Annotated in this window: 18 protein-coding genes, 2 tRNA genes and 1 pseudogene; 14 read left to right on the forward strand and 7 right to left on the reverse strand. The window is 71.8% G+C overall.

Features of this window, described 5'->3' with window-relative positions; translation table 11 throughout:
* Positions 1-57 precede the first annotated feature (57 nt).
* Together ACGFML_RS18885 and ACGFML_RS18890 are read left to right on the forward strand one after the other, a co-directional pair.
* Positions 58-714, forward strand: coding sequence for an HD domain-containing protein (locus tag ACGFML_RS18885; protein ID WP_393545029.1), 657 nt, complete (start codon positions 58-60; stop codon positions 712-714).
* Between the two features lie 133 nt (positions 715-847).
* Positions 848-920: transfer RNA gene (locus ACGFML_RS18890), tRNA-Arg, on the forward strand.
* Between the two features lie 46 nt (positions 921-966).
* On the opposite strand, the pseudogene ACGFML_RS18895 reads toward ACGFML_RS18890, so the two are convergent.
* A pseudogene (locus ACGFML_RS18895) lies at positions 967-1,422 on the reverse strand (site-specific integrase); the annotation flags it as partial.
* Between the two features lie 245 nt (positions 1,423-1,667).
* On the opposite strand from ACGFML_RS18895, the gene ACGFML_RS18900 reads away from it, so the two are divergent.
* Complete coding sequence (locus ACGFML_RS18900) at positions 1,668-2,042, forward strand: hypothetical protein (RefSeq protein WP_393545031.1); 375 nt, start codon at positions 1,668-1,670, stop codon at positions 2,040-2,042.
* A complete protein-coding gene (locus ACGFML_RS18905; protein WP_393545589.1) occupies positions 1,991-2,902 on the forward strand; it encodes a DUF7019 family protein in 912 nt (303 codons plus the stop codon). Before ACGFML_RS18900 ends, ACGFML_RS18905 begins: the two co-directional genes overlap by 52 nt.
* A gap of 498 nt (positions 2,903-3,400) precedes the next feature.
* On the opposite strand, the gene ACGFML_RS18910 is transcribed toward ACGFML_RS18905, so the two are convergent.
* On the reverse strand, positions 3,401-3,817 hold the full coding sequence (locus ACGFML_RS18910) for a hypothetical protein (protein ID WP_393545033.1): 417 nt from the start codon (positions 3,815-3,817) through the stop codon (positions 3,401-3,403).
* A gap of 118 nt (positions 3,818-3,935) precedes the next feature.
* Positions 3,936-4,475, reverse strand: a complete 540-nt coding sequence (locus ACGFML_RS18915; RefSeq protein ID WP_393545035.1) for a GNAT family N-acetyltransferase — start codon at positions 4,473-4,475, stop codon at positions 3,936-3,938.
* Positions 4,476-4,618: 143 nt separating this feature from the next.
* Here ACGFML_RS18915 and ACGFML_RS18920 point away from each other — a divergent pair.
* A tRNA-Met gene (locus tag ACGFML_RS18920) sits at positions 4,619-4,692 on the forward strand.
* 95 nt (positions 4,693-4,787) lie between these two features.
* Here ACGFML_RS18920 and ACGFML_RS18925 read toward each other — a convergent pair.
* Positions 4,788-5,579 carry an NAD(P)H-dependent oxidoreductase gene (locus ACGFML_RS18925; protein ID WP_393545037.1) on the reverse strand — a complete coding sequence of 264 codons (792 nt, stop codon included), beginning with the start codon at positions 5,577-5,579 and terminating at the stop codon, positions 4,788-4,790.
* Positions 5,580-5,623: 44 nt separating this feature from the next.
* On the opposite strand from ACGFML_RS18925, the gene ACGFML_RS18930 reads away from it, so the two are divergent.
* The 3 genes from ACGFML_RS18930 (at position 5,624) to ACGFML_RS18940 (ending at position 8,695) form a co-directional block, all read left to right on the forward strand.
* Positions 5,624-6,661 (forward strand): GlxA family transcriptional regulator, encoded by a 1,038-nt coding sequence (locus ACGFML_RS18930; protein WP_393545039.1) that lies wholly within the window; start codon positions 5,624-5,626, stop codon positions 6,659-6,661.
* Between the two features lie 187 nt (positions 6,662-6,848).
* Positions 6,849-7,712: a DUF2797 domain-containing protein gene (locus ACGFML_RS18935; RefSeq protein WP_393545041.1), complete on the forward strand. Its 864-nt coding sequence runs from the start codon at positions 6,849-6,851 to the stop codon at positions 7,710-7,712.
* Between the two features lie 98 nt (positions 7,713-7,810).
* Positions 7,811-8,695, forward strand: coding sequence for an amidohydrolase family protein (locus ACGFML_RS18940; RefSeq protein WP_393545043.1), 885 nt, complete (start codon positions 7,811-7,813; stop codon positions 8,693-8,695).
* Positions 8,696-8,753: 58 nt separating this feature from the next.
* Here ACGFML_RS18940 and ACGFML_RS18945 read toward each other — a convergent pair whose 3' ends face one another.
* On the reverse strand, positions 8,754-9,308 hold the full coding sequence (locus tag ACGFML_RS18945; protein WP_393545045.1) for an NADPH-dependent FMN reductase: 555 nt from the start codon (positions 9,306-9,308) through the stop codon (positions 8,754-8,756).
* A gap of 261 nt (positions 9,309-9,569) precedes the next feature.
* Between ACGFML_RS18945 and ACGFML_RS18950 the strand changes: the two genes are divergently transcribed.
* From ACGFML_RS18950 to ACGFML_RS18975, 6 genes are all read left to right on the forward strand, one after another.
* Positions 9,570-10,403, forward strand: a complete 834-nt coding sequence (locus tag ACGFML_RS18950) for a response regulator transcription factor (RefSeq protein ID WP_393545047.1) — start codon at positions 9,570-9,572, stop codon at positions 10,401-10,403.
* 7 nt (positions 10,404-10,410) lie between these two features.
* Positions 10,411-12,099: a sensor histidine kinase gene (locus tag ACGFML_RS18955; RefSeq protein ID WP_393545049.1), complete on the forward strand. Its 1,689-nt coding sequence runs from the start codon at positions 10,411-10,413 to the stop codon at positions 12,097-12,099.
* 26 nt (positions 12,100-12,125) lie between these two features.
* Positions 12,126-13,505: a glycosyltransferase gene (locus tag ACGFML_RS18960; RefSeq protein ID WP_393545051.1), complete on the forward strand. Its 1,380-nt coding sequence runs from the start codon at positions 12,126-12,128 to the stop codon at positions 13,503-13,505.
* On the forward strand, positions 13,505-15,745 hold the full coding sequence (locus ACGFML_RS18965) for a glycosyltransferase family 39 protein (protein WP_393545053.1): 2,241 nt from the start codon (positions 13,505-13,507) through the stop codon (positions 15,743-15,745). The genes ACGFML_RS18960 and ACGFML_RS18965 overlap by 1 nt, the downstream gene beginning before the upstream one ends.
* A 117-nt stretch (positions 15,746-15,862) precedes the next feature.
* Positions 15,863-17,416 (forward strand): MFS transporter, encoded by a 1,554-nt coding sequence (locus tag ACGFML_RS18970; protein ID WP_393545055.1) that lies wholly within the window; start codon positions 15,863-15,865, stop codon positions 17,414-17,416.
* 45 nt (positions 17,417-17,461) lie between these two features.
* Positions 17,462-18,277 (forward strand): TetR/AcrR family transcriptional regulator, encoded by an 816-nt coding sequence (locus ACGFML_RS18975; protein WP_393545056.1) that lies wholly within the window; start codon positions 17,462-17,464, stop codon positions 18,275-18,277.
* 133 nt (positions 18,278-18,410) lie between these two features.
* Here ACGFML_RS18975 and ACGFML_RS18980 read toward each other — a convergent pair whose 3' ends face one another.
* Both ACGFML_RS18980 and ACGFML_RS18985 read right to left on the reverse strand, forming a co-directional pair.
* Positions 18,411-18,788, reverse strand: a complete 378-nt coding sequence (locus ACGFML_RS18980) for a hypothetical protein (protein ID WP_393545058.1) — start codon at positions 18,786-18,788, stop codon at positions 18,411-18,413.
* Positions 18,789-19,087: 299 nt separating this feature from the next.
* Positions 19,088-19,930: a YceI family protein gene (locus ACGFML_RS18985; RefSeq protein WP_393545060.1), complete on the reverse strand. Its 843-nt coding sequence runs from the start codon at positions 19,928-19,930 to the stop codon at positions 19,088-19,090.
* Positions 19,931-20,017 lie beyond the last annotated feature (87 nt).

Consider the following 20,017-nt stretch of genomic DNA (forward strand, 5'->3'; position numbering starts at 1 on the left):
GGCAACCCGTCCCCCGCCCACCGGGCGCCCGCGCCCCCTTCACGCGACCCTGAACCCATGACCACCCAAGACCCCGGCCCCTCGGCCATCGGCGGCATCCCCGTCCCCGACAGCAAGCTGGCCCGCGAGGCCACCGAGCTCGTCCGCGACCTCACCGACGACCTGCTCTACCACCACTCCCGCCGCGTCTACCTCTTCGGCGCCCGCCACGGCCTCGACCACGGCCTGGACTTCGATCCCGAGCTGCTCTACGTCGGCGCCCTCTTCCACGACCTCGGCCTCACCGAGAAGTTCCGCACCTCGCAGCAGCGCTTCGAGATCGACGGCGCCGACGAGGCCCGCGCCTTCCTGACCGCCCGCGGCATCCCCGGCGACCGCGCCCGCCTCGTCTGGGAGGGCATCGCCCTGCACACCACCCCGGAGATCCCGCACCACATGGCCCCGGAAGTGGCCCTCGTCACGGCCGGCGTCGAACTCGACGTCCTCGGCATCGGCTACGCCGCGCTCCCCGCGGAAACCCGCGACGCCGTCGTCGCCGCCCATCCCCGCCCCGACTTCAAGCGCCGCATCCTCCTCGCCTTCCACCGGGGCCTGGCGCACCGCCCCCAGACCGCCTTCGGCAACGTGAAGGCCGATGTCCTGGACCGTTTCGAAGACGGCTACACCCGCCCGAACTTCGTCCGCATCATCGAGGACTCCGCCTGGCCCGAGTAGCCGCCCGAACCCCGCCATAAGCGCGTTTGTGCAGGTCAGATGGGCTGCGGCCAATGGATTTCGCCTCACGGCGCAGGTCATGTAATGTTGTTCTCGCAACGCCGACCGGCAAGAAAAACCGCCGGAAAGCCAAGCGCTCGTAGCTTAACGGATAGAGCATCTGACTACGGATCAGAAGGTTGCAGGTTCGAATCCTGCCGAGCGCACAGCAGATCAAAGCCCCCGCCGGGTAATCCGGACGGGGGCTTTGTCGTGCCGTACAGCAGCGAAGTACAGCAACCGGGTCAGCCGGCGCCGCCCATCGCCTCGGAGAGCGAACATCCGGGTGAGATTCCCCGGCTCGATCGGCGTGCCGTACTTCGTCGTGAAGACCAGCCCGTGACTGTCCTGCCAGAGGTCACCAGCCGCCCTTCCGGTCCCCGGCCTGCTGAGCACGACGCATCCGGAGAGCCTTGAGGCAGAGCGCGGGCAGTGGCAGGAAGTCGTCCGAGTCCTCCGTCTTCGTCTCCCGGTGGAGGCTCTGACGCCCCGCCCGCTGGATCTGGTGATCCACGTACAGCTCACCAGCCTCGAAGTCGATGGACTTCCACGTGAGGCCCAGCACTTCCCCGCGGCGAAGGCCGAGGCACAGCACAGTACCCAGGCCACCAACAGGGGGTCTTCGCGGGTCAGGTCGTCCGCGAGGAACTGACCGGCCTCAACGGCGGACTCGCAGTAGCGTGCCGGCGAGCCATTTCTCCTGGTCAGAGGCCATTGAGGTGAGGCAGCCCGTAGGTGATTCCCAGGCCGAGAGCACGAGCCGGCCATGCTACCGATGCCTGTATATAGCACACGCCAGCCTAGGGGCAGCGAGAAACCGCAATCGTTCCCTCGGAAGCAGTCTGATCAGGGGATCCGACCTACGCCTTGCGCTAAGAAGTGCTCATAACATTTAGCACCTATTAGGGGAAGGCATGTCGTTCGCCGACCAAGTGCAGGCACTCCGGCTCCGGAAGCTCAAGATCCTGGACGACCACAACACAAAGATCCAGAAACTGCATCGTGCTCTCAATTCTCAACTATCGGAGATCGATCGGGAGATCAGTCAGTTGGGTGACGTCAGCGCGAGGATTCCCTGCCTCGTGCGCATTACGCCTGGTCCCGAACTGACGGTGTACCACTCGGCTCATGCGCCATGCGGACGAGTACAGAACCGCCAAAACTTCATAGTCCTGCCGGAGGTTGATGCCATGGACGCGTCCCCATACGCCTACCTGGAGCGGTGCTCGGCGTGTGGATGGAAGCGAGCCGCCAAGATCCACGGCAACAAGTTGATCGGGGAAGCGTGAGTGCGGTGAGAGGAGACGATGCCGGCAGTTACCTGTATTGGTCGGATCACCGCGTCGACGAGATCGCGTCCGACAATGGCATCACCTGGGAAGGTCGGCTGAACTGGATTATCAAAGCTTCCTCGCAGGGCATTGGAGCAGAGGTTGGCAACCGAGCGCGGACCGGTCTTACCCGTCGCGAGAAGGCGCACAAGATCGAGAAGGCGATCGGGGAGCAGGCTGTCTCCTCTTTTAGTGCATTGCCGCCCGCTCGCTTCGCCAAGGGTCTCGGTCAGATCCAGATTGCGAGGTTCATCGGTGGTCCGGAGCAAGACAAGGGGGCAATGCTTCATATCAGGACAAGTAGCGTCGAAGGTCGCCAAGTCGATCTAGTTCTCTTCGGCAGTCTGGATAATTTCCCTGGTCACCCATTTCGGCCTGCGGACGCCCCTGCGACCGGCTGGTCTTCCTCTGCCTGGTATGCCATCGCGGAGCTATTGGAAAGCCGAGGTACGCGGAACACCTCACAGTGGGATGATCTTGAGTCGCTCTCCGTCGAGGCGCTGCACATAGCCTTGAATCAAGGGAGTGAGTCCCCTGGCACTGATCAAGAGCCTTGGACCCGCGGACTCACCCTCGCGTACGCTCACGATTGCGAGTGGTTCGCTCAGATCTACACCGATGTGGAGTTGACCCAGAGCCGCTGGGACTTCCGCGATAACAGGCGGGGCGCGGACCGCATTCTTGTCGGAGCTCCTGTCTGGGTGCGCACTGCGAGCCCAGCCTCAGTGACTCGATACGCGGAGCTACGGCGTGCGGCAGGCAGGCGTCCTCGCAGACTGCTGTCTCTTCGCGGAAGTCGTCGCCAGGGCGCCAACTGACCGTCTCAGTTTCCGTCTCATTCAGCTCCGTTCAGGGCCGTTCAAGCGAGACGGCCAACCCGGGCTGGCACCGTCAGCCGACGTGCATGAAGGCAAGTGAACTGCCTCGTCCGCGGCTCCGCGGACCCCTCAACAGACTTGGAAAGCCTGTTGGGGGGCAACCCCTCACGAGTTCGAATCTCGTGACGACGAGTTCCAGCAGTTCCTCAGCTTCTTGAGAAGGTTCTGCTCGCATGATCTGGATCAGTGGGAGGCGTGGCAGACCGCAACTCCTTACGGTCCGGTCCACATCAACATGACCAGGAGTCTTCCGCCGGGATCCGACCCGAGCGCCTTCCGTTCGATCTGAGCGGCTTGGGGCGAAGTGGCCGGCCCTGGCAGGGGTGGTGCTGAGTGAGCTTGGGCGGCCCTACTGGTCGCCCGGGCAGAGGCCGTGCCTGCAACCGGAGCGAACGTGCGAGGCGGGTGGTCGGCTCGTCAAGCCGACCGCAGATGATCTCAGCCTCGGGCATTGAGGGTGATGAACGACCGCCGCTCGATGAAGCGGTGGAACTCCGGCTGCACGTCACCGTTCACGAGATCGGCGCCACACATGTACAGCTCGGGTCGGTTGGACAGGAGCTCGAAGTCCCGCATGGCGTCCTCGAAGCGGCACAACACCCCTGGCTCGGTGGCCGAGTCGATGACGAGGACATGGTCGTGCAAGGCCAGGGGCGTCTGCCGAGCCCATTGCACCACCGCGTCATCCGGGACGCCGTCCAGCGCCAGCGAGTGGTGCGGCAGATCCCGCCAGTCGATCCCGCCGGCTGTCCACGGGAGCGCGCTGAGGTACGCATCGAACTGAGCGGACAGGAGCACGGGCTGAGGGGTCGCCCCATGCTCCAGGAGCCAGGGCCCGATCTGGTCGATGCGCATGCGCAAGAGGCTAGGTCAACCGATCGCGCCCCACCGTGGCTTCCGGTGCGCCTGCCGTCTGCGGTGCGCAGGTGTGTGCTCCCACCGTTCCTTTGTCAGTGGGGCGGGCGGTGGGTCATCAAGTCGGGCGATGTGGATGCCGGCTCAGGCGCTGCTCGCCAGCGGTGCAGGCGAGCACATGGGTGAGGGTCCCGTCGTCCTCGGTGAGGTCCCGGACGTGGTGGAATCCGAGCTTGTGGAGGGCGGCCAACGAGGCGGCGTTCGGTTCCGCGACGGTTGCGTAGACCTGCTCCAGCTTCCAGGTTCCGAAGGCATGGGTGACCACCGCCCCGGCCAGCTCCGTGCCGAGCCCTCGGCCCCACACTTCAGGCGCGAGGCCGTAGACCAGCTCGTGCCCCTCGACGACCTTCGCCGGCTTGATCTCCGCGTGGCCCACCAGGCGACCGTCCTGACGCACCGCCCAGACGTCGAAATCTTCGCTTTCGTAGGCATGCGTGAAGATCCGGGCGAACGTGGCGCGATAGTCGGCCTCGGGCCAGGGCCCGTTACCCATCCATCGGGAAACCCGGGCATCCATGAAGAGCGCTACGAAGTCGTCCTCGTCGGCGCGCACATAAGGCTCGAGCAGCAACCGGTCGGTACGCAGCGTGGGGGTCATGGCGGGCGACGCTACTCGTCGTCGTTTGCCCGCGGCAACGGACTTGCCCGGTCGCCGGGCCCGCAGCCGGCGCCGTAGCCGTCGCCCTCGGGGGCGGGCGATTAGGTGTTGGGGGGAGATTCGCGTAGTGTTCGGGGAACCGACGCGGGGTGGAGCAGCTCGGTAGCTCGCTGGGCTCATAACCCAGAGGTCGCAGGTTCAAATCCTGTCCCCGCTACTGATGCCGCAGGCCCGGTGGAATTCACTTTCCACCGGGCCTGCGGCTTTTTTGCGTGTGCGTATGCGTGTGCGTGGGGGCGGGGGCGGTTCCGGTCAGTCGTGGGGCGGCGGGGGCGGGGCGGTGTAGTGGGCGGCGGGGCCGGCGGGGGCCGGGACGAGGTGGGGGTGCAGGAGGAGGTCCTCGTCGTAGTCGCCGGTGTTCTGGTGGCGGAAGGGGAGCGGGGCGGTGGTGGGGAGGGCGATGAGGCGCTCGCGCAGGCGGGCGGCGGCGGCTTCGTAGGCCGCGGGGGTGGTGCGGTCCGCGCCGGGGATCAGGAGCGGCGGGACGACGGAGATGCCGGTGTACCAGAGGGTGCCGTGCTGGAGGGGGAAGAGCAGATCGTTGAGGTCGCCGTTGACGCCGCGCGGGCCGAGGGTGGTGGCGCGGGCGCCGGCGGAGACGACGACCAGGGCGCGCTTGCCGGTCAGCCTGCCGTCGCCGTAGCGCCGCGGGCGGCCGGTGGCGGGGTCGGTGAGGCCGAAGGCGAAGCCCTTGACGAAGACGCGGTCGAACCAGCCCTTGAGGATGGCGGGCATGCCGTACCACCAGAGGGGGAACTGGATGACGAGGGTGTCGGCCCAGCTGATCTTGTCCTGTTCGGCGCGGATGTCGGGGCTCAACCGGCCGGTGGAGTAGGCGCGTTGTGAGGCGTCGCCGATCAGGAGGCGGTCGGCCGGGTCGTGGTCGTAGTCGGCGGCGTCGACCAGCGGGTTCCAGTTCATGGCGTAGAGGTCGGAGACGCGGTGCTGGTGGCCGTGGGCGTCGAGGGTGCGCAGGCCCTCGGTCTTGAGGGCGCCGCTGAGGGAGCGCCGGTCGGGGTGGGCGAACAGCCAGAGGACCTTCATGCCCTCCACTGTCCGGGGCGGGCGGGCCGCGGACGAGTGGCCGGATGGTCATAGTGTGCAAGGATCGGGCCATGAGTGGGAGCGGGAACGCTGATGGGGCGGAGCGGCACCGCGTGGCGGTGCTGGTGCGGCACGGGATGCTGCCGATCGAGGTGGGCATCGTCCACCGGATCTTCGGGGAGGCCAGGTCCGCGGCCGGGGAGCCGCTCTACGACCTGGTGACCTGTGCCCTGGAGCCGGGGGCGGTGCGTACGGACACGGATTTCACGGTGAACGTGGCGCACGGGCCGGAGGCGCTGGAGAGGGCGGACACCGTGGTGGTCCCGGCCTCGGGGGCGGACTACGACCCGGCGCGGAGCGCGGGGCGGCTGGGCCCGGCGATGGCCGCGGCCCTGGGGCGGATCCGGCCGGGGACGCGGGTCGCGTCGATCTGTACGGGGGCGTTCGTGCTGGCCGCGGCGGGGCTGCTGGACGGGCGGCGGGCCACGACGCACTGGCGGTCGGTGGACGACTTCCGGCGGCTCTTCCCGGCGGTCGCGCTGGACGCGGACGTGCTCTACACGGACGAGGGCGACGTCCTGACGGCGGCCGGGGTCGCCTCGGGGATCGACCTGTGTCTGCACATGGTGCGCTGCGATCACGGCGCGGCGGTGGCCAACGACGTGGCCCGGCGGACGGTCGTGCCGCCGCACCGCGAGGGCGGGCAGGCGCAGTACATCCGGCGGCCGGTGCCGGAGCCGCAGGTGTCCTCCACCGGGGCGGCGCGGGCGTGGGCGCTGGAACACCTGGACCGGCCGCTGAGCCTGCGGGAGCTGGCGGCGCGGGAGGCGATGAGCGTGCGGACCTTCACCCGGCGGTTCCGGGAGGAGGTCGGGATGTCGCCGGTGCAGTGGCTGACGCAGCAACGGATAGAGCGGGCACGGCAGTTGCTGGAGGAGACGGAGCTGACCGTTGACCGCGTCGCGGCGGAGGCCGGCTTCGGGACGGCGGCGTCGCTGCGGCAGCATCTGCAGGCGGCGCTGGGGGTGTCGCCGCGCGCGTACCGGAGCACGTTCCGGGGGCCGGAGACGCGGGCGGCCTGAGGTCGGGCCCGAGAGGGCGAGCCGGCCTGTGGTGGCTCGTGGCCGGGGCGTTGTCGTACCCCCGCCGTAGGCTGGCGGTGTGTGGCGATGTACGGGACCGCGCTGGTCGGGAGGCCCGCCGGGGGCCGCGGACGGGCGGTACGCGCAGGGGCTCGGGTGGTATTGCGCCGAGCGGGGCGCGGAGCGGGTGAGCCCGCTCCCCGCCGGGAAGGTGCTGGCGTTCGCGGCGCGGGGCGAGCGGCGCTGCCTGGGGGTCCGGCGGGGCGGCCGGTGGACCGCGTGTCCGTATGCCGCGGTGCTCGACGGGGCCGGTGCGAAGGACAGGTGCGCGAGCTGCGACCGGCTGGACCGGTCACGGTCGGTGGCGGCGGACACCATGGCCGACGACCCGCGCCCGTACGGCGTCTATCTCGCGTACTTCGGTCCCGGGCTGCTCAAGGTGGGGATCACGGCGGCCGAGCGGGGTCCGGCGCGGCTGGTGGAACAGGGGGCGGTGGCGTACGCCTGGCTGGGGCGCGGGCCGCTGATGGCGGCGCGGCGGGCGGAGGCGCTGCTGGGGAGCGCGCTGGCGGTGCCGGACCGGTTCGGGAAGGCGGCGAAGCGGGCTGCGCGGGCGGCGTTGCCGCCGGTGGCGGACCGGATCGCCGAGCTGTCCCGGCTGCACGGCCGGGCGCGGGAGCTGACGGGCTGGCCGGAGACGCTGGAGCCGGCGGAGTTCTCCTGCGTCGACCACACGGAGCTGTTCGGGCTGGACCGTATCCCGGCGGCGGCCGGGGAGCTGGGCGGGCTGACGGCGGGTGCGGAGATCGTGGGGGAGGTCGTGGCCGGGGTGGGCGCGGATCTGTATCTGCGGCTGCGGCAGGCGGGGGCGCCGTCCGGTGGCGGGGGGACGGCGGTGCTGGACGCGCGGGGACTGTCGGGGTGGGTCCTGGAGGCGGCCTCGGGTCCGGTCACGACGGTGCCCGTACGGGAGGGTGCGCGCGGCGCGGCAGGGGGCCGGGCGGCCGGGCGCACGAGTGGCCAGGAGGGCGGTCAGGAGGGGCTGTTCTGACGGGGGCGCTCTCTGGTAGATCTGGACGGATAGATCTGGACGGGCCGGAAAGGTGCGGGGTGCAGTCATGTGCCCGGGACGGACGTCGGAGGGCGGGCGTGGTGGCTGCGGTGGACGGGGACGAGCGGGTCGGCGCGTTCTGGCGGGAGCTGGGGCTGCCGGGGCTGATCGACGTGCACACGCACTTCATGCCCGAGCGGGTGCTGGCGAAGGTCTGGGCGTACTTCGACGCCGCCGGGCCGCTGGTGGGGCGGCCGTGGCCGATCGCGTACCGGTTCGAGGAGGACGAACGGCTGGCGGTGCTGCGGGGGTTCGGGGTGCGGGCGTTCACCTCGATGATCTATCCGCACAAGCCCGGGATGGCCCAGTGGCTGAACGCCTGGGCGGCGGACTTCGCGGCCCGCACGCCCGACTGCCTGCGGACGGCGACGTTCTTCCCCGAGGACGGGGCGGCCGACTACGTGGCGGCCGAACTCGCGGCCGGGGTACGCGTCTTCAAGGCGCATGTGCAGGTGGGCGGGTACGACCCGGCCGACGCGGCGCTCGATGCGGTGTGGGGGGCGCTGGCGGAGGCCCGTACACCGGTCGTCATCCACTGCGGTTCGGGGCCGGCGCCGGGCAAGCACACCGGGCCGGAGCCCGTTGCGCGCCTGCTCGCCCGGCATCCCCGACTGCCGCTGATCATCGCCCACATGGGGATGCCGGAGTACACCGACTTCCTGGATCTGGCGGAGCGCCATCCGGAGGTGCGCCTCGACACGACGATGACCTTCACCGATTTCGCCGAGCGTGCCGCGCCGTTTCCCCGGGCCGAACGCGCCCGGCTCGCGGACCTCGGCGACCGGGTGCTGTTCGGCAGCGACTTCCCGAACATCCCGTACGGCTACGCCCACGCGCTGGAGGCCCTGGAGCGGCTGGACCTGGGGGACGGGTGGCTGCGCGGGGTCTGTTACGGCAACGGGGCGCGGCTCTTCGGGGTGTGAGGCTCACCGGAGTTGTGGGTGCGTGAGGCTCTTCGGCGTCGTGTGAGGCTCCGCGGGCTCAGTCGGCCACGGCGGGTTGGGCGGCGGCGGTGGCGGCGCGCAGGTGGGACATGGCGGTGCGCAGGTCCGCCAGGGTCGCCTCGTCCGTGACGCGTTCCGTCGCCGGGTCGATCTTCGGGCCGATGGCGCCGATCTCCAGGCAGGCGGCCTCGACGATCTCGCCGGTCATCATCCGGAGCGTCTCGCGGAGTTGGGCGTTGGCGTGGTCGCCGCCGGTGGGGAAGGGCGAGGCGGTGATCACGGCGATCGGCTTGTCGACGCATTCGCCGCTGCTGACCAGCCAGTCGAGGGCGTTCTTGAGCACGCCGGGCACGCCGTGCGCGTATTCCGGGCTGACGACGAGGAGCGCCTGGGCCGCCGCGGCGGCCGTGCGCAGGGCGGCGACGGACGGCGGGGGCGTGGCGCCCTCGCCGTCGAGGTCCGGGTTGAAGTGCGGCAGCGCACCGATGTCCGCGGTGGTGGCGGGGCCGTCGTGGAGGTCGAGGGCGGAGCGCAGGACCGCGCCGTTGGAGGAGTGGGCGCGCAGGCTGCCGGAGAGGGCGAGGAGTCTCATGGGGGTGACGGTACGGCCCGACACCGGGGGTCGCGTCGTCGGGGCGCGGCGGGCCCGGCCGATGATGTCGGCGCACGGCGGTCTTCGCTGGTCAGGCCAATTGTCAGTGGTGGGTGGGAAGCTGACGGGGTGTGATCGGGCCGGACCGCGCGGGGGGCGGCCCGGCCCGGTCGTGCGGATTCTCACCGGTCGTGCGGATTCTCAGGGAATTCACAGAAACCCGAAAGGGAGCTTTCACGGGCGTCGGTCACCCTCGGCGTCATGACCCTGACTTCGTCGTCCTCAGCGTCGCTCTCCGTCGGGAGCCCGGCCGCGCCGCCCGCGCCCGTGGGACCCGTCCCGCCGTCCGCCGGGGGAGTGGCGGCGCGCGGCCGCGGCCGCAGTCCGGAGCTGTTGCGGGCCGACGGAAGCCCGGTGCGTGTCCTGGTCGTGGACGACGAATCGTCGCTCGCCGATCTGCTGTCGCTGGCGCTGCGCTACGAGGGCTGGGACATCCGGGCCGAGGGCGACGGCGCGGGGGCGCTGCGCTGCGCGCGGAGCTGGCGCCCGGATGCGGTGCTGCTCGATGTGATGCTGCCGGACATGGACGGTCTGACGGTGCTGGGGCGGCTGCGGCGCGAGCTGCCGGACGTCCCGGTGCTGTTCCTGACGGCCAAGGACGCCGTCGAGGACCGGATCGCGGGGCTCACGGCGGGCGGCGACGACTACGTCACCAAGCCGTTCAGCCTGGAGGAGGTGGTGGCCCGGCTGCGCGGGCTGCTGCGCCGGGCCGGGGCGGCGGCCGCGCGCAGCGAGTCGCTGCTCACCGTCGGCGATCTGGTGCTGGACGAGGACAGCCATGAGGTGTGGCGGGACGGCCGGGATATCCATCTGACGGCCACCGAGTTCGAGCTGCTGCGGTATCTGATGCGCAATCCGCGGCGGGTGCTGAGCAAGACGCAGATCCTCGACCGGGTGTGGAGCTATGACTTCGGCGGCCAGGCGAACGTCGTCGAGCTCTACATCTCGTATCTGCGCCGGAAGATCGACGCCGGGCGGACGCCGATGATTCACACCCGGCGGGGCGCGGGGTATCTGATCAAGCCGGGCGGGTAGTCCGCCGATGAGTTCCCCGCGCCCCGCCCGGCGCCGCTGGACGCTGCGGACCCGGCTCGTGGTGTCGGCGGTCGCGCTGATCGCCGTCGTCGCGGCGGTCATCGGCACGGTCACCTCCATCGCCCTCCAGTCGTATCTTCAGGGCCAGTTGGACGATCAGGTGCGCGAGGGCGTGGTCCGCGCCCAGGCGCCGCATCCGCGCGGCCCGGAGCGCGGCCCGAACCTCGATTTCGTGGCGATGGGCGGGCAGCCGCCCGGCACGGTGGGCGCGCGGTTCGGCCCCGACGGGACGCTTGTGGACGGCGCGCGGGCCAACAACGCCAACCGGCGGCTGCCGTCCGAGCGGCTGGACGACCTGAGCGGTGCGCAGGCCGCGGTGCTGGCCCGCGCGCCGCGGGACAGTGCGATGCACACCGTCGAGATCCCCGGCCTGGGCGACTATCGGGTGCAGTTCTCCAAGGACGGCGCGCTCGTGCTCGGGCTACCGCTCGGCCAGGTCGAGGAGACGGTCGCCCGGCTCGTTCGCGTCGAGGCATGGGTGACCCTCGCCGGGCTGGTCGCGGCCGGGATCGCGGGCGCCGCCATGGTCGGGATCGCGCTGCGGCCGCTGCGGCGGGTGGCGGCCACCGCCACCCGCGTCTCGGAACTCCCCCTCCACCAGGGTGAGGTGGCACTGCACGTACGGGTGCCGGCGGCGGAGGCGGATGCCCGGACGGAGGTGGGGCAGGTCGGCGCGGCGCTCAACCGGATGCTGGGGCACGTCGCCTCGGCGCTCTCGGCGCGGCAGGAGAGCGAGACGCGGGTGCGGCGGTTCGTCGCCGACGCCAGCCATGAGCTGCGTACGCCGCTGGCCTCGATACGGGGTTACGCCGAGCTGACCCGGCGCGGTCGCGAGCAGCCCGGCCCGGAGACCCGGCACGCCCTGGGGCGGATCGAGTCCGAGGCGGAGCGGATGACGGGGCTGGTGGAGGATCTGCTGCTGCTCGCCCGGCTCGATTCGGGACGCCCGCTCTCGTACGAGAGCACCGATCTCTCGGCGCTGGTCGTGGACGCGGTCAGCGATGCGCGGGCGGCCGGCCCCGGTCACCGGTGGCGGCTGGAACTGCCCGATGATCCGGTGCTGGTGCACGGCGACGGCGGCCGACTGCACCAGGTCCTGGTCAACCTGCTGGCCAACGCCCGCACCCATACGCCCGAGGGGACGACGGTGACGGCCCGGGTGCGGGGCGGCGCCGGCGGTCCGGAGGCGTCCGCCAGCGGTGGTGAGGGGCCTGCCCGCAGCCGTGCGGAGTCTGCCGTCGGCCCGTCCGCCGTCGGCCCGTCCGCCGTCCTCCTGGAGGTGCGGGACGACGGGCCGGGCATCGCGCCCGGTCTGCTCCCGCATGTCTTCGAGCGGTTTGCGCGCGGCGACGCCTCGCGGTCGCGGGCCGCGGGGAGCACGGGTCTCGGCCTCGCCATCGTGCAGGCCGTGGTGGTGGCGCACGGCGGCACGGTCGCGGTCGACAGCGCCCCGGGCCGGACGGCGTTCACGGTCGCCCTCCCGGCCGCCCGCCCCGAGGTGCCGCCCGCGCCCGGCGGGAAGCCCGGCAGACGGCCCGACGCACGGCCCGACTCGCAGTCCGGCTCCCAGCCCGACTCGCAGTCCGGCTCCCAGCCCGACTCACAGCCCGGCCACAGGCTCAGCACACCGCCGTGACAGCGCGGTTGGCGAGTGTCGTCGGCATGACGACGACACAGCCGGCCCGCCCGCCACTGGGCTCCCTGCCGCCACGTGAGCATCTGCGTCCCGGCCAGACCGAGACGGTCCTCGATGTCGTGATCCCCGTCTACAACGAGGAGAGCGACCTGGAGCCGTGCGTCCGGCGGTTGCACCAGCACCTGTCCCGCACCTTCCCCTACGGCTTCCGGATCACCATCGCCGACAACGCGAGCACCGACCGGACCCCGGAGGTGTCCGCCCGGCTCGACGACGCGCTGGACGAGGTCACGGCCGTACGGCTGGAGCAGAAGGGGCGCGGCCGGGCGCTGCGGACGGTGTGGTCGCTCTCCGAGGCGCCGGTGCTGGCCTATATGGACGTCGATCTGTCCACCGACCTCAACGCCCTGCTGCCACTGGTCGCGCCGCTGATATCGGGCCATTCGGACCTGGCGATCGGCTCCCGGCTGACGCGCAGTTCGCGGGTGGTGCGCGGCCCCAAGCGGGAGTTCATCTCGCGCACGTACAACCTCATCCTGCGCGGCTCGCTGGCGGCCCGGTTCACCGATGCGCAGTGCGGCTTCAAAGCCGTACGGGGCGATGTCGCCGAGCGGCTGCTGCCCATGGTGGAGGACACCGGGTGGTTCTTCGACACCGAGATGCTGGTGCTCGCGGAGCGGGCCGGGCTGCGGATCCACGAGGTGCCGGTGGACTGGATCGACGACCCCGACAGCACCGTGCACCTGGTGCGTACGGCCACCGACGACCTGAAGGGCGTCTGGCGGGTGGGACGGGCGCTGGCCACCGGGCGGCTGCCGCTGGACCGGCTCGCCCGGCCCTTCGGCGACGATCCCCGCGACCGGGAGCTGACCGGCGTGCCGGGCGGGTTGGCCCGTCAACTCGTCGGCTTCTGCGTGGTCGGGGCGCTGAGCACCCTGCTCTACCTCGGCCTCTACTCGCTCTTCCGGCTCGGCCTCGGACCCCAACTCGCCAACGCAGGAGCTCTGTTGGTGTCCGCAATCGGCAACACCGCCGCCAACCGGCGGCTCACCTTCGGCGTACGGGGCCGCGACCGCGCGGTCCGTCACCAGGCCCAGGGGCTGGTCGTCTTCGCCATCGGGCTGGCGCTGACCAGTGGGTCCCTCGCCGCCCTCGACACCGCCACCCGGAACCCCGCGCACGGCACCGAACTCGCCGTCCTGGTGGCCGCCAATCTCGCCGCCACGGTGCTGCGGTTCCTGCTCTTCCGCGCCTGGGTGTTCCCGGAGCGGGAGGGCGAGCGCGAGCGGGGCGACGAGCCCCCGGGCGCGGCCGGGGCGACGCCCGCGGCCGCCCCCTGCGACCCGGACCGCCGGCACCGCCCGGAGCACCACGACGACCGTGACGACCTCACCAGGAGCGCCTGATGTCCCCGCACCACCCGTCCGACACGGCGGCCGAGCCGCCGCCCCCGCCCACCGGGCAGGAGCGCGAGCCGGCGTCGGTCGCCGGCCTCCCGTCGCCCGCCAGGACGCGGGACCCGCGCTGGGCGCGCCCGGCCCTGCTGGCGCTGCTGTTGGCCACCGCCGTGCTCTACCTCTGGGACCTGGGCGCCAACGGCTACGCCAACCAGTTCTACTCGGCCGCCGTGCAGGCCGGCAGTGAGAGCTGGCAGGCGTTCTTCTTCGGCTCCTCCGACGCGGCCAACTCCATCACCGTGGACAAGCCCCCGGCCGCCCTGTGGCCGCTGGCGCTGTCGGTACGGATCTTCGGGCTCAGCTCCTGGGCGATCCTGGTGCCCGAGGCGCTGATGGGTGTCGCGACGGTGTGGGTGCTGCACGGTGCGGTGCGGCGGCGCTTCGGCGCGGCGGCGGGGCTGCTGGCGGGCGGGGCGCTGGCGCTGACGCCGGTCGCGGCGCTGATGTTCCGCTTCAACAACCCCGATGCGCTGCTGTGCCTGCTGATGGTGTGCGCGATCGCGGCGGTGCTGCGTGCCCTGGAGGACGGCCGGACCAGGTGGCTGGTGCTGGCCGGCGTCTGCTTCGGCCTCGGGTTCTTGACCAAGACCCTTCAGGCATGGCTGATCCTGCCGGCGCTCGCCGTGGTCTACGCGTGCTGCGCTCCCGTCGCCCTGCGCCGACGGCTCGGCCAGCTGCTGCTGGGCGGGCTGGCGGCGGTGGTCTCCGGTGGCTGGTGGGTCGCGGTCGTCGAGCTGTGGCCGGCGTCCTCGCGGCCGTACATCGGCGGCTCGCAGCACAACAGTTTTCTGGAGCTGACCTTCGGCTACAACGGCTTCGGGCGGATCAGCGGCAACGAGACCGGCAGCGTGGGCGGCGGCGGCCGCCCCGGTGGTGGCGGTGGTGGCGGCTGGGGCGAGACCGGTATCACCCGGCTGTTCTCGGCCGACATGGGCGGTCAGATCTCCTGGCTGCTGCCCGCCGCGCTGATCCTGCTGGTCGCGGCCGTGTGCGTGCTGTGGCGGGCGCGGCGCGCGGTGGCCGCCGAACAGGCCGGACAGCGGGCGGAGTTCCTGGTGTGGGGCGGCGCGCTGCTGATGACCTTTGCGACCTTCAGCTTCATGTCGGGGATCTTCCACCAGTACTACAACATCGCGCTGGCCCCCTACATCGCGGCGCTGGTCGGGATGGGCGCGACGCTGCTGTGGCGGCGTGGCGGACGGGCGGCGACGCTCGTGCTGGCCGGGACGGCCGCGGTGACCGCCGGCTGGTCGTACGTCCTGCTGGACCGTTCGGCCGACTGGCTGCCGTGGTTGCGGTGGGCGGTCCTGGCGCTCGGTGTCCTGGCGGCGGTCGGCCTGCTGCTGACGCTGCGGGGCTCGGCGGCTGCGGGCGGACCGGCCGCGGGCGCACCGGCGGCGGGCCGGGCGGCGGCCGCGCGGTCCCGCCTCGCCCTCTTCGCGGCCGGGCTCGCCGTGCTGACCGCGCTGGCCGGCCCGTTCGCGTATCTCCTCAACACGGTCAACACCCCCAAGGGCGGCTCGATCATCACGGCCGGGCCGACGGTGCGGGGCACCGCGGGCGGGCCGGGCGGCCGGTTCCCCGGCGGTATGCGCCACGGCGGCTTCCCGCGTGGCGGCACCATGGGCGGTGCACCCCAGGGCGGGCCGCAGGCCGGAGGCCGGGCGGCGGGCGGGCAGCGGACCTTCCCCGGCGGCCTGCCGGGCGGCCCCGGCGGCGTCGCCGGCCGCGCCCCGCGCGGCATCGGCGGCAAGGGCGGGCGGATGGGCGGCGGCATGGGCGGTCTGCTCGACGGCGCCAAGGTCGGCGCCAAGGCCGAGGCGCTGCTGGCCAAGGACGCCGACCGCTACACCTGGGCCGCCGCGGCGATCGGTTCGCAGAACGCCGCGAGCTACCAACTCGCCACCGAGAAGCCGGTGATGGCCGTCGGCGGCTTCAACGGCAGCGACCCGTCGCCGACCCTGGCCCGGTTCAAGCAGTACGTGGCGGACGGCGAAATCCACTATTTCGTCGCGGGGGGACGCATGGGGGGACGCATGGGCGGGCCCGGCGGCAAGAGCGGCAGCGGCGGCCAGGGCGGCAAGGGCGGCAAGGGCGGCTCGGCGGCGATCACGTCGTGGGTCGAGGGGACCTTCACCACGGTCACCGCCGGCGGCGCCACGTTCTACGACCTGACCCGGCGGCGTTGACCCGGGCGGTTCCCCGGCGTCGAGAGCCGGGGAACCGCCGACCGAAAATTGAATGTACGGCGTATAAGACTCCCTGTACGGTGTAAGTCCTCCGCTCGCACCGTACAGGGAGCCTGTATGCCCGCCGTGGCCTCCGACGCCACCACCACCCCGCTCCAGCCGCCCGGCCGCAACGCCGCGCGCTGGCTGATACTCGCGGTGATCTGCCTGGCGCAGCTCACCGTCGTCCTCGACAACACCGTCCTCAACGTCGCCATCCCCTCGCTCACCAAGGAGCTGGGTGCGACCACCGCCGACGTGCAGTGGACGATCAGCGCCTACTCCCTGGTCCAGTCCGGCCTGCTACTCACCGCCGGCAACGCCGCCGACCGCTACGGCCGCAAGAAGATGCTCGCCGTCGGCCTGACGCTCTTCGGGATCGCCTCGCTCGGTGCGACCCTCGCCCAGTCCCCGGGCCAGCTGATCGCCGCCCGTGCCGGCATGGGCGTCGGGGGCGCGCTGCTGGTCACCACCACCCTCGCCGTCGTCATGCAGATCTTCGACGACGCCGAGCGCCCCAAGGCCATCGGCATCTGGAGCTCGGTCAACTCCCTCGGGTTCGCCGCCGGGCCGCTGATCGGCGGCGCGCTCCTCGACCACTTCTGGTGGGGCTCGCTGTTCCTGGTCAACCTCCCCGTCGCGGTGATCGCGCTGGTGGCCGTCCTGGCCCTCGTCCCCGAGTCCAAGAGCGTCAGCGGCGAGCGGCCCGACCTCCTCGGCGCGCTGCTGTCCATGATCGGCATGGTCGGCGTCGTCTACGCGATCATCACCGGCCCGGTGAGCGGCTGGACCTCGAGCCAGGTGCTGCTCTCCGCCGCCGTCGGCATCGTCGGCCTGGCCGCCTTCGCCCGCTGGGAGCTGCACGTCCCGTATCCGATGCTGGACATGCACTTCTTCCGCGACCGCCGGTTCATCGGCGCCGTCTCCGGCGGCATCCTCGTCGCGTTCGGCATGGGCGGCTCGATCTTCCTGCTCACCCAGCACCTCCAACTGGTCCTCGGATACGGCCCGTTGGAGGCCGGGCTGCGGATGGCGCCGCTCGCCGTCACCGTCATACTGATCAACTTCACCGGACTGGGCGCCCGCCTGATGCCCCGGCTCGGCACCCCCGGAACGATCGTCACCGGCATGACGCTGCTCGCGGCCGGCCTCGCCGCCGTCGCCCTCCTGGGCGGCGACAGCTACGGCGGCATGCTGGCCGGCCTGATCGTGATGGGCGTCGGCGTCGCACTCGCCATGCCGACCATGGCCAACGCCATCATGTCCGCGATCCCGCCCGCCAAGGCCGGTGTCGGCGCCGGGGTGAACGGCACGCTGATGGAGTTCGGCCAGGGCCTGGGCGTCGCGGTCCTCGGCGCCGTCCTCAACTCCCGTTTCGTCGCGCTGCTCCCGGTGGTCGCCGCGGGCGCCGGCTCGCTGCCCGCGGCCCTCGCCCACACCCGCACGGACGTCGAACGAACCGCCGTCCAGGACGCCTTCGCCACCGGCATCGGCACCAGCCAGCTGGTCGGTGCCGTGGCAGTCCTCCTCGGCGGCCTGCTCGCCGCGCTGCTCCTGCGCCGCGCCGAACGCACCGGCCGGGAGGGCGCGACGGCACCCGAGGCGGCACCGTCCCCGGCCGCGGCGGAATAGCATCGACGGGCAGATGATCGTGAACGACGAGCAGGGAGGGGCGCCATGGCAGCCACGGACGGCCGCGCCAGGAAGCGGCCGAACAGCGTCTGGCTGACCGAACGCCCCCCGCTCACACGCAAGGCGGACCAGCCGGCCGGACTCGACCTCGACAAGATCGTCGCGGCCACGGTCCGGCTGCTGGACGCCGAGGGCCTGGCGAAGTTCTCCATGCGCCGGCTCGCCGCCGAGCTCGGCGTCACCGCGATGTCCGTCTACTGGTACGTCGACACCAAGGACGACCTGCTGGAACTGGCGATGGACGCGGTGGCCGGGGAGATGGCCCTGCCCGACGAATCGGACTCCGCCGCCGACTGGCGCGACCAGCTGCGCCTGCTCGCCACCGGCTACCGCGACATGCTGCTGCGCCACTCCTGGGCGGCCCGGCTGCTGGGCGAGTTCCTCAACATCGGCCCGCATGCGACGGCGTTCTCCAACGCCACCCTGCGAGTGATGCGGCACAGCGGCCTCGGCGCGGAGCAGACCTCCGGCGCGCTGGCCTCCGTCTTCCACTTCGTCTACGGCTTCTCCACCATCCGGGCCCTGCACGAAGCCCGCTGCCGGGCCGCGGGCATCGGCCTCGACGACTACTTCGCGCAGGTCATTGCCGCGATCTCGGACCGTCCGGAGTACGCCGAGACCATGGAACTGTCCCTGCGCGCCGCGAACGCCCGCGCGGGCCGGAGCGCGCTGGTCTTGCTCGACCGGGAATTCGGCTTCGCGCTCGACATGCAGATCGCGGGCATCGAGGCGATGCGGGCGCGGGCCGGCCGGGACGACGCGGGGCCGGCCGACGAGGGGCGGGGCACCGCGGAGGTCTGAGGTCCGGCACAGCGATCGGGCCGGACCCCCACTGAGGCCCGGCCCGATCCCTGTGCCGGCCGTCGGCGGACGCATACCGCCGGCAGCGGACGCCTACCGCCGCCGGAGGGCGACTACTGCCGCCGGTGGGCGACTACTGCCGGATGAGCAGGACCGAGTTGATCGGCGTCAGGTCCTTGGTGAAGGACTGGCCGGCGGCCATCCAGCCCTGGCAGTCGCCCGTGCCGTTGTAACCCGTGCAGGTGCGCACCCACGCGCCGCCTGTCTGGTTGTTGAAGATCATGTGGTTCCCGACCTGGCCGGACAGGTTGTGGGCCCCGTAGCTGTAATAGGTGTTCGACGGGCGGTCGTTGTTCCAGCCGGCGTTCTGCGGGTAGATGCAGAAGGCCCCGGACGGGCAGCCGTGCACGGTGCCCGCGGCCTGGGCGGCGTTGGCGCTGGTGGCGGTGGCCATGGTCGTGGCACCGATGGCGAGTGCGAGCGCGGCGGCGGCCCTCGTGATCTTGCGCATGGATTTCCCCCTGACGGTCCTGTGATCCGGTCGCGCGACGCGCCGTACGGGCCCCTGCCGGGTGTCCGGCAGGGGCCGCAGGGCCGTCGCGAGAGGCAGTTTGCCCGGCTCGTCGGGGACGTACCATCTTTTCGATCTGGGGCGAAAAGGGGCGCAGGGGAGCCGTTTGTGTGGTACGGCCCGTAGTGGGACATTCCGCGGACCGAGCCGTTCCACGGGCGGGCCCCCTTACCGGCAGCCCATCCGCACCACCCGCACCACCCGCACCCGGCGCACTCGCCGCACCCGCCGCATCGGCCTCAGGCCATCGGCAGGCTCTCCCCCTGCACCGCCTGGATGTCCAGCTCGACCTTCAGCGTCGTCCCGATCGCCGCGATGCCCGCCGCCACGACCTGGTTGTAGTTCATCTTGAAGTCCTCGCGGCGCAGCTCGGCGGTGGCGCGGAAGGCCGCGCGGACGCCGCCCCACGGGTCGGGGCCGGTGCCGAGGTAGCTCAGGTCGAGGTCCACCGGGCGCACGACGCCGTGCAGGGACAGGTCGCCGTGGACGGTCCAGCGGTCCGGGCCGGCCGGTGACAGGCCGGTGCTGAGGTACGTGATCTCCGGGTACACCTCGACGTTGAGGAAGTCCTCGTTGCGCAGATGTCCGTCGCGCATGCCGTTGCCGGTGTCGATGGAGGCGGCCTTGATGGACGCCTCGACGCGCGACTTGTCCAGGTCCTCGGCGATCTCGATCCGGCCGCTGAACTCGGTGAACCGGCCGTGCACGCTGGAGATGCCCAGGTGCTGGGCGACCGCGCCGACCGTCGAGTGCATCGGGTCGATGGTCCAGGCGCCGGGCGGCGGCAGCTCGGCCCCGCCCTGCCGGGCCAGAACGACGGCGCCCACGTCCATCCGGCCGCTCGCCGTCACGATCGCGCTGGAGGCGACCGGGGCGTAGCCGACGGCCGTCACGATCACCGTGTACGGCCCGGCCGGCAGCGGCTGTTCGCTGCGGATCGCGCCTTCCTCGTCGGCGGCCACGCGCAGTACCTGCGCGCCTGTCATGTCGGTGACGGTCAGCACGGCGTGCTGGAGCGCCCAGCCGTCGCGTGTGCGGACCTGGGCCCGCAGTCCGGCAGCTCCCGCGCCGCTCGAAGTCATTGCTTCTCCCGTTTGTTGCCTGGTGGGGATGTCCCCTGCTCCTGGGGCCCTCCCACTCATGGTCCCCCGCTCGAGCAAAGTCGAGTG

Origin of the sequence: Streptomyces sp. NPDC048650 (assembly GCF_043199095.1) — a bacterium.
Lineage (GTDB): Bacteria > Actinomycetota > Actinomycetes > Streptomycetales > Streptomycetaceae > Streptomyces.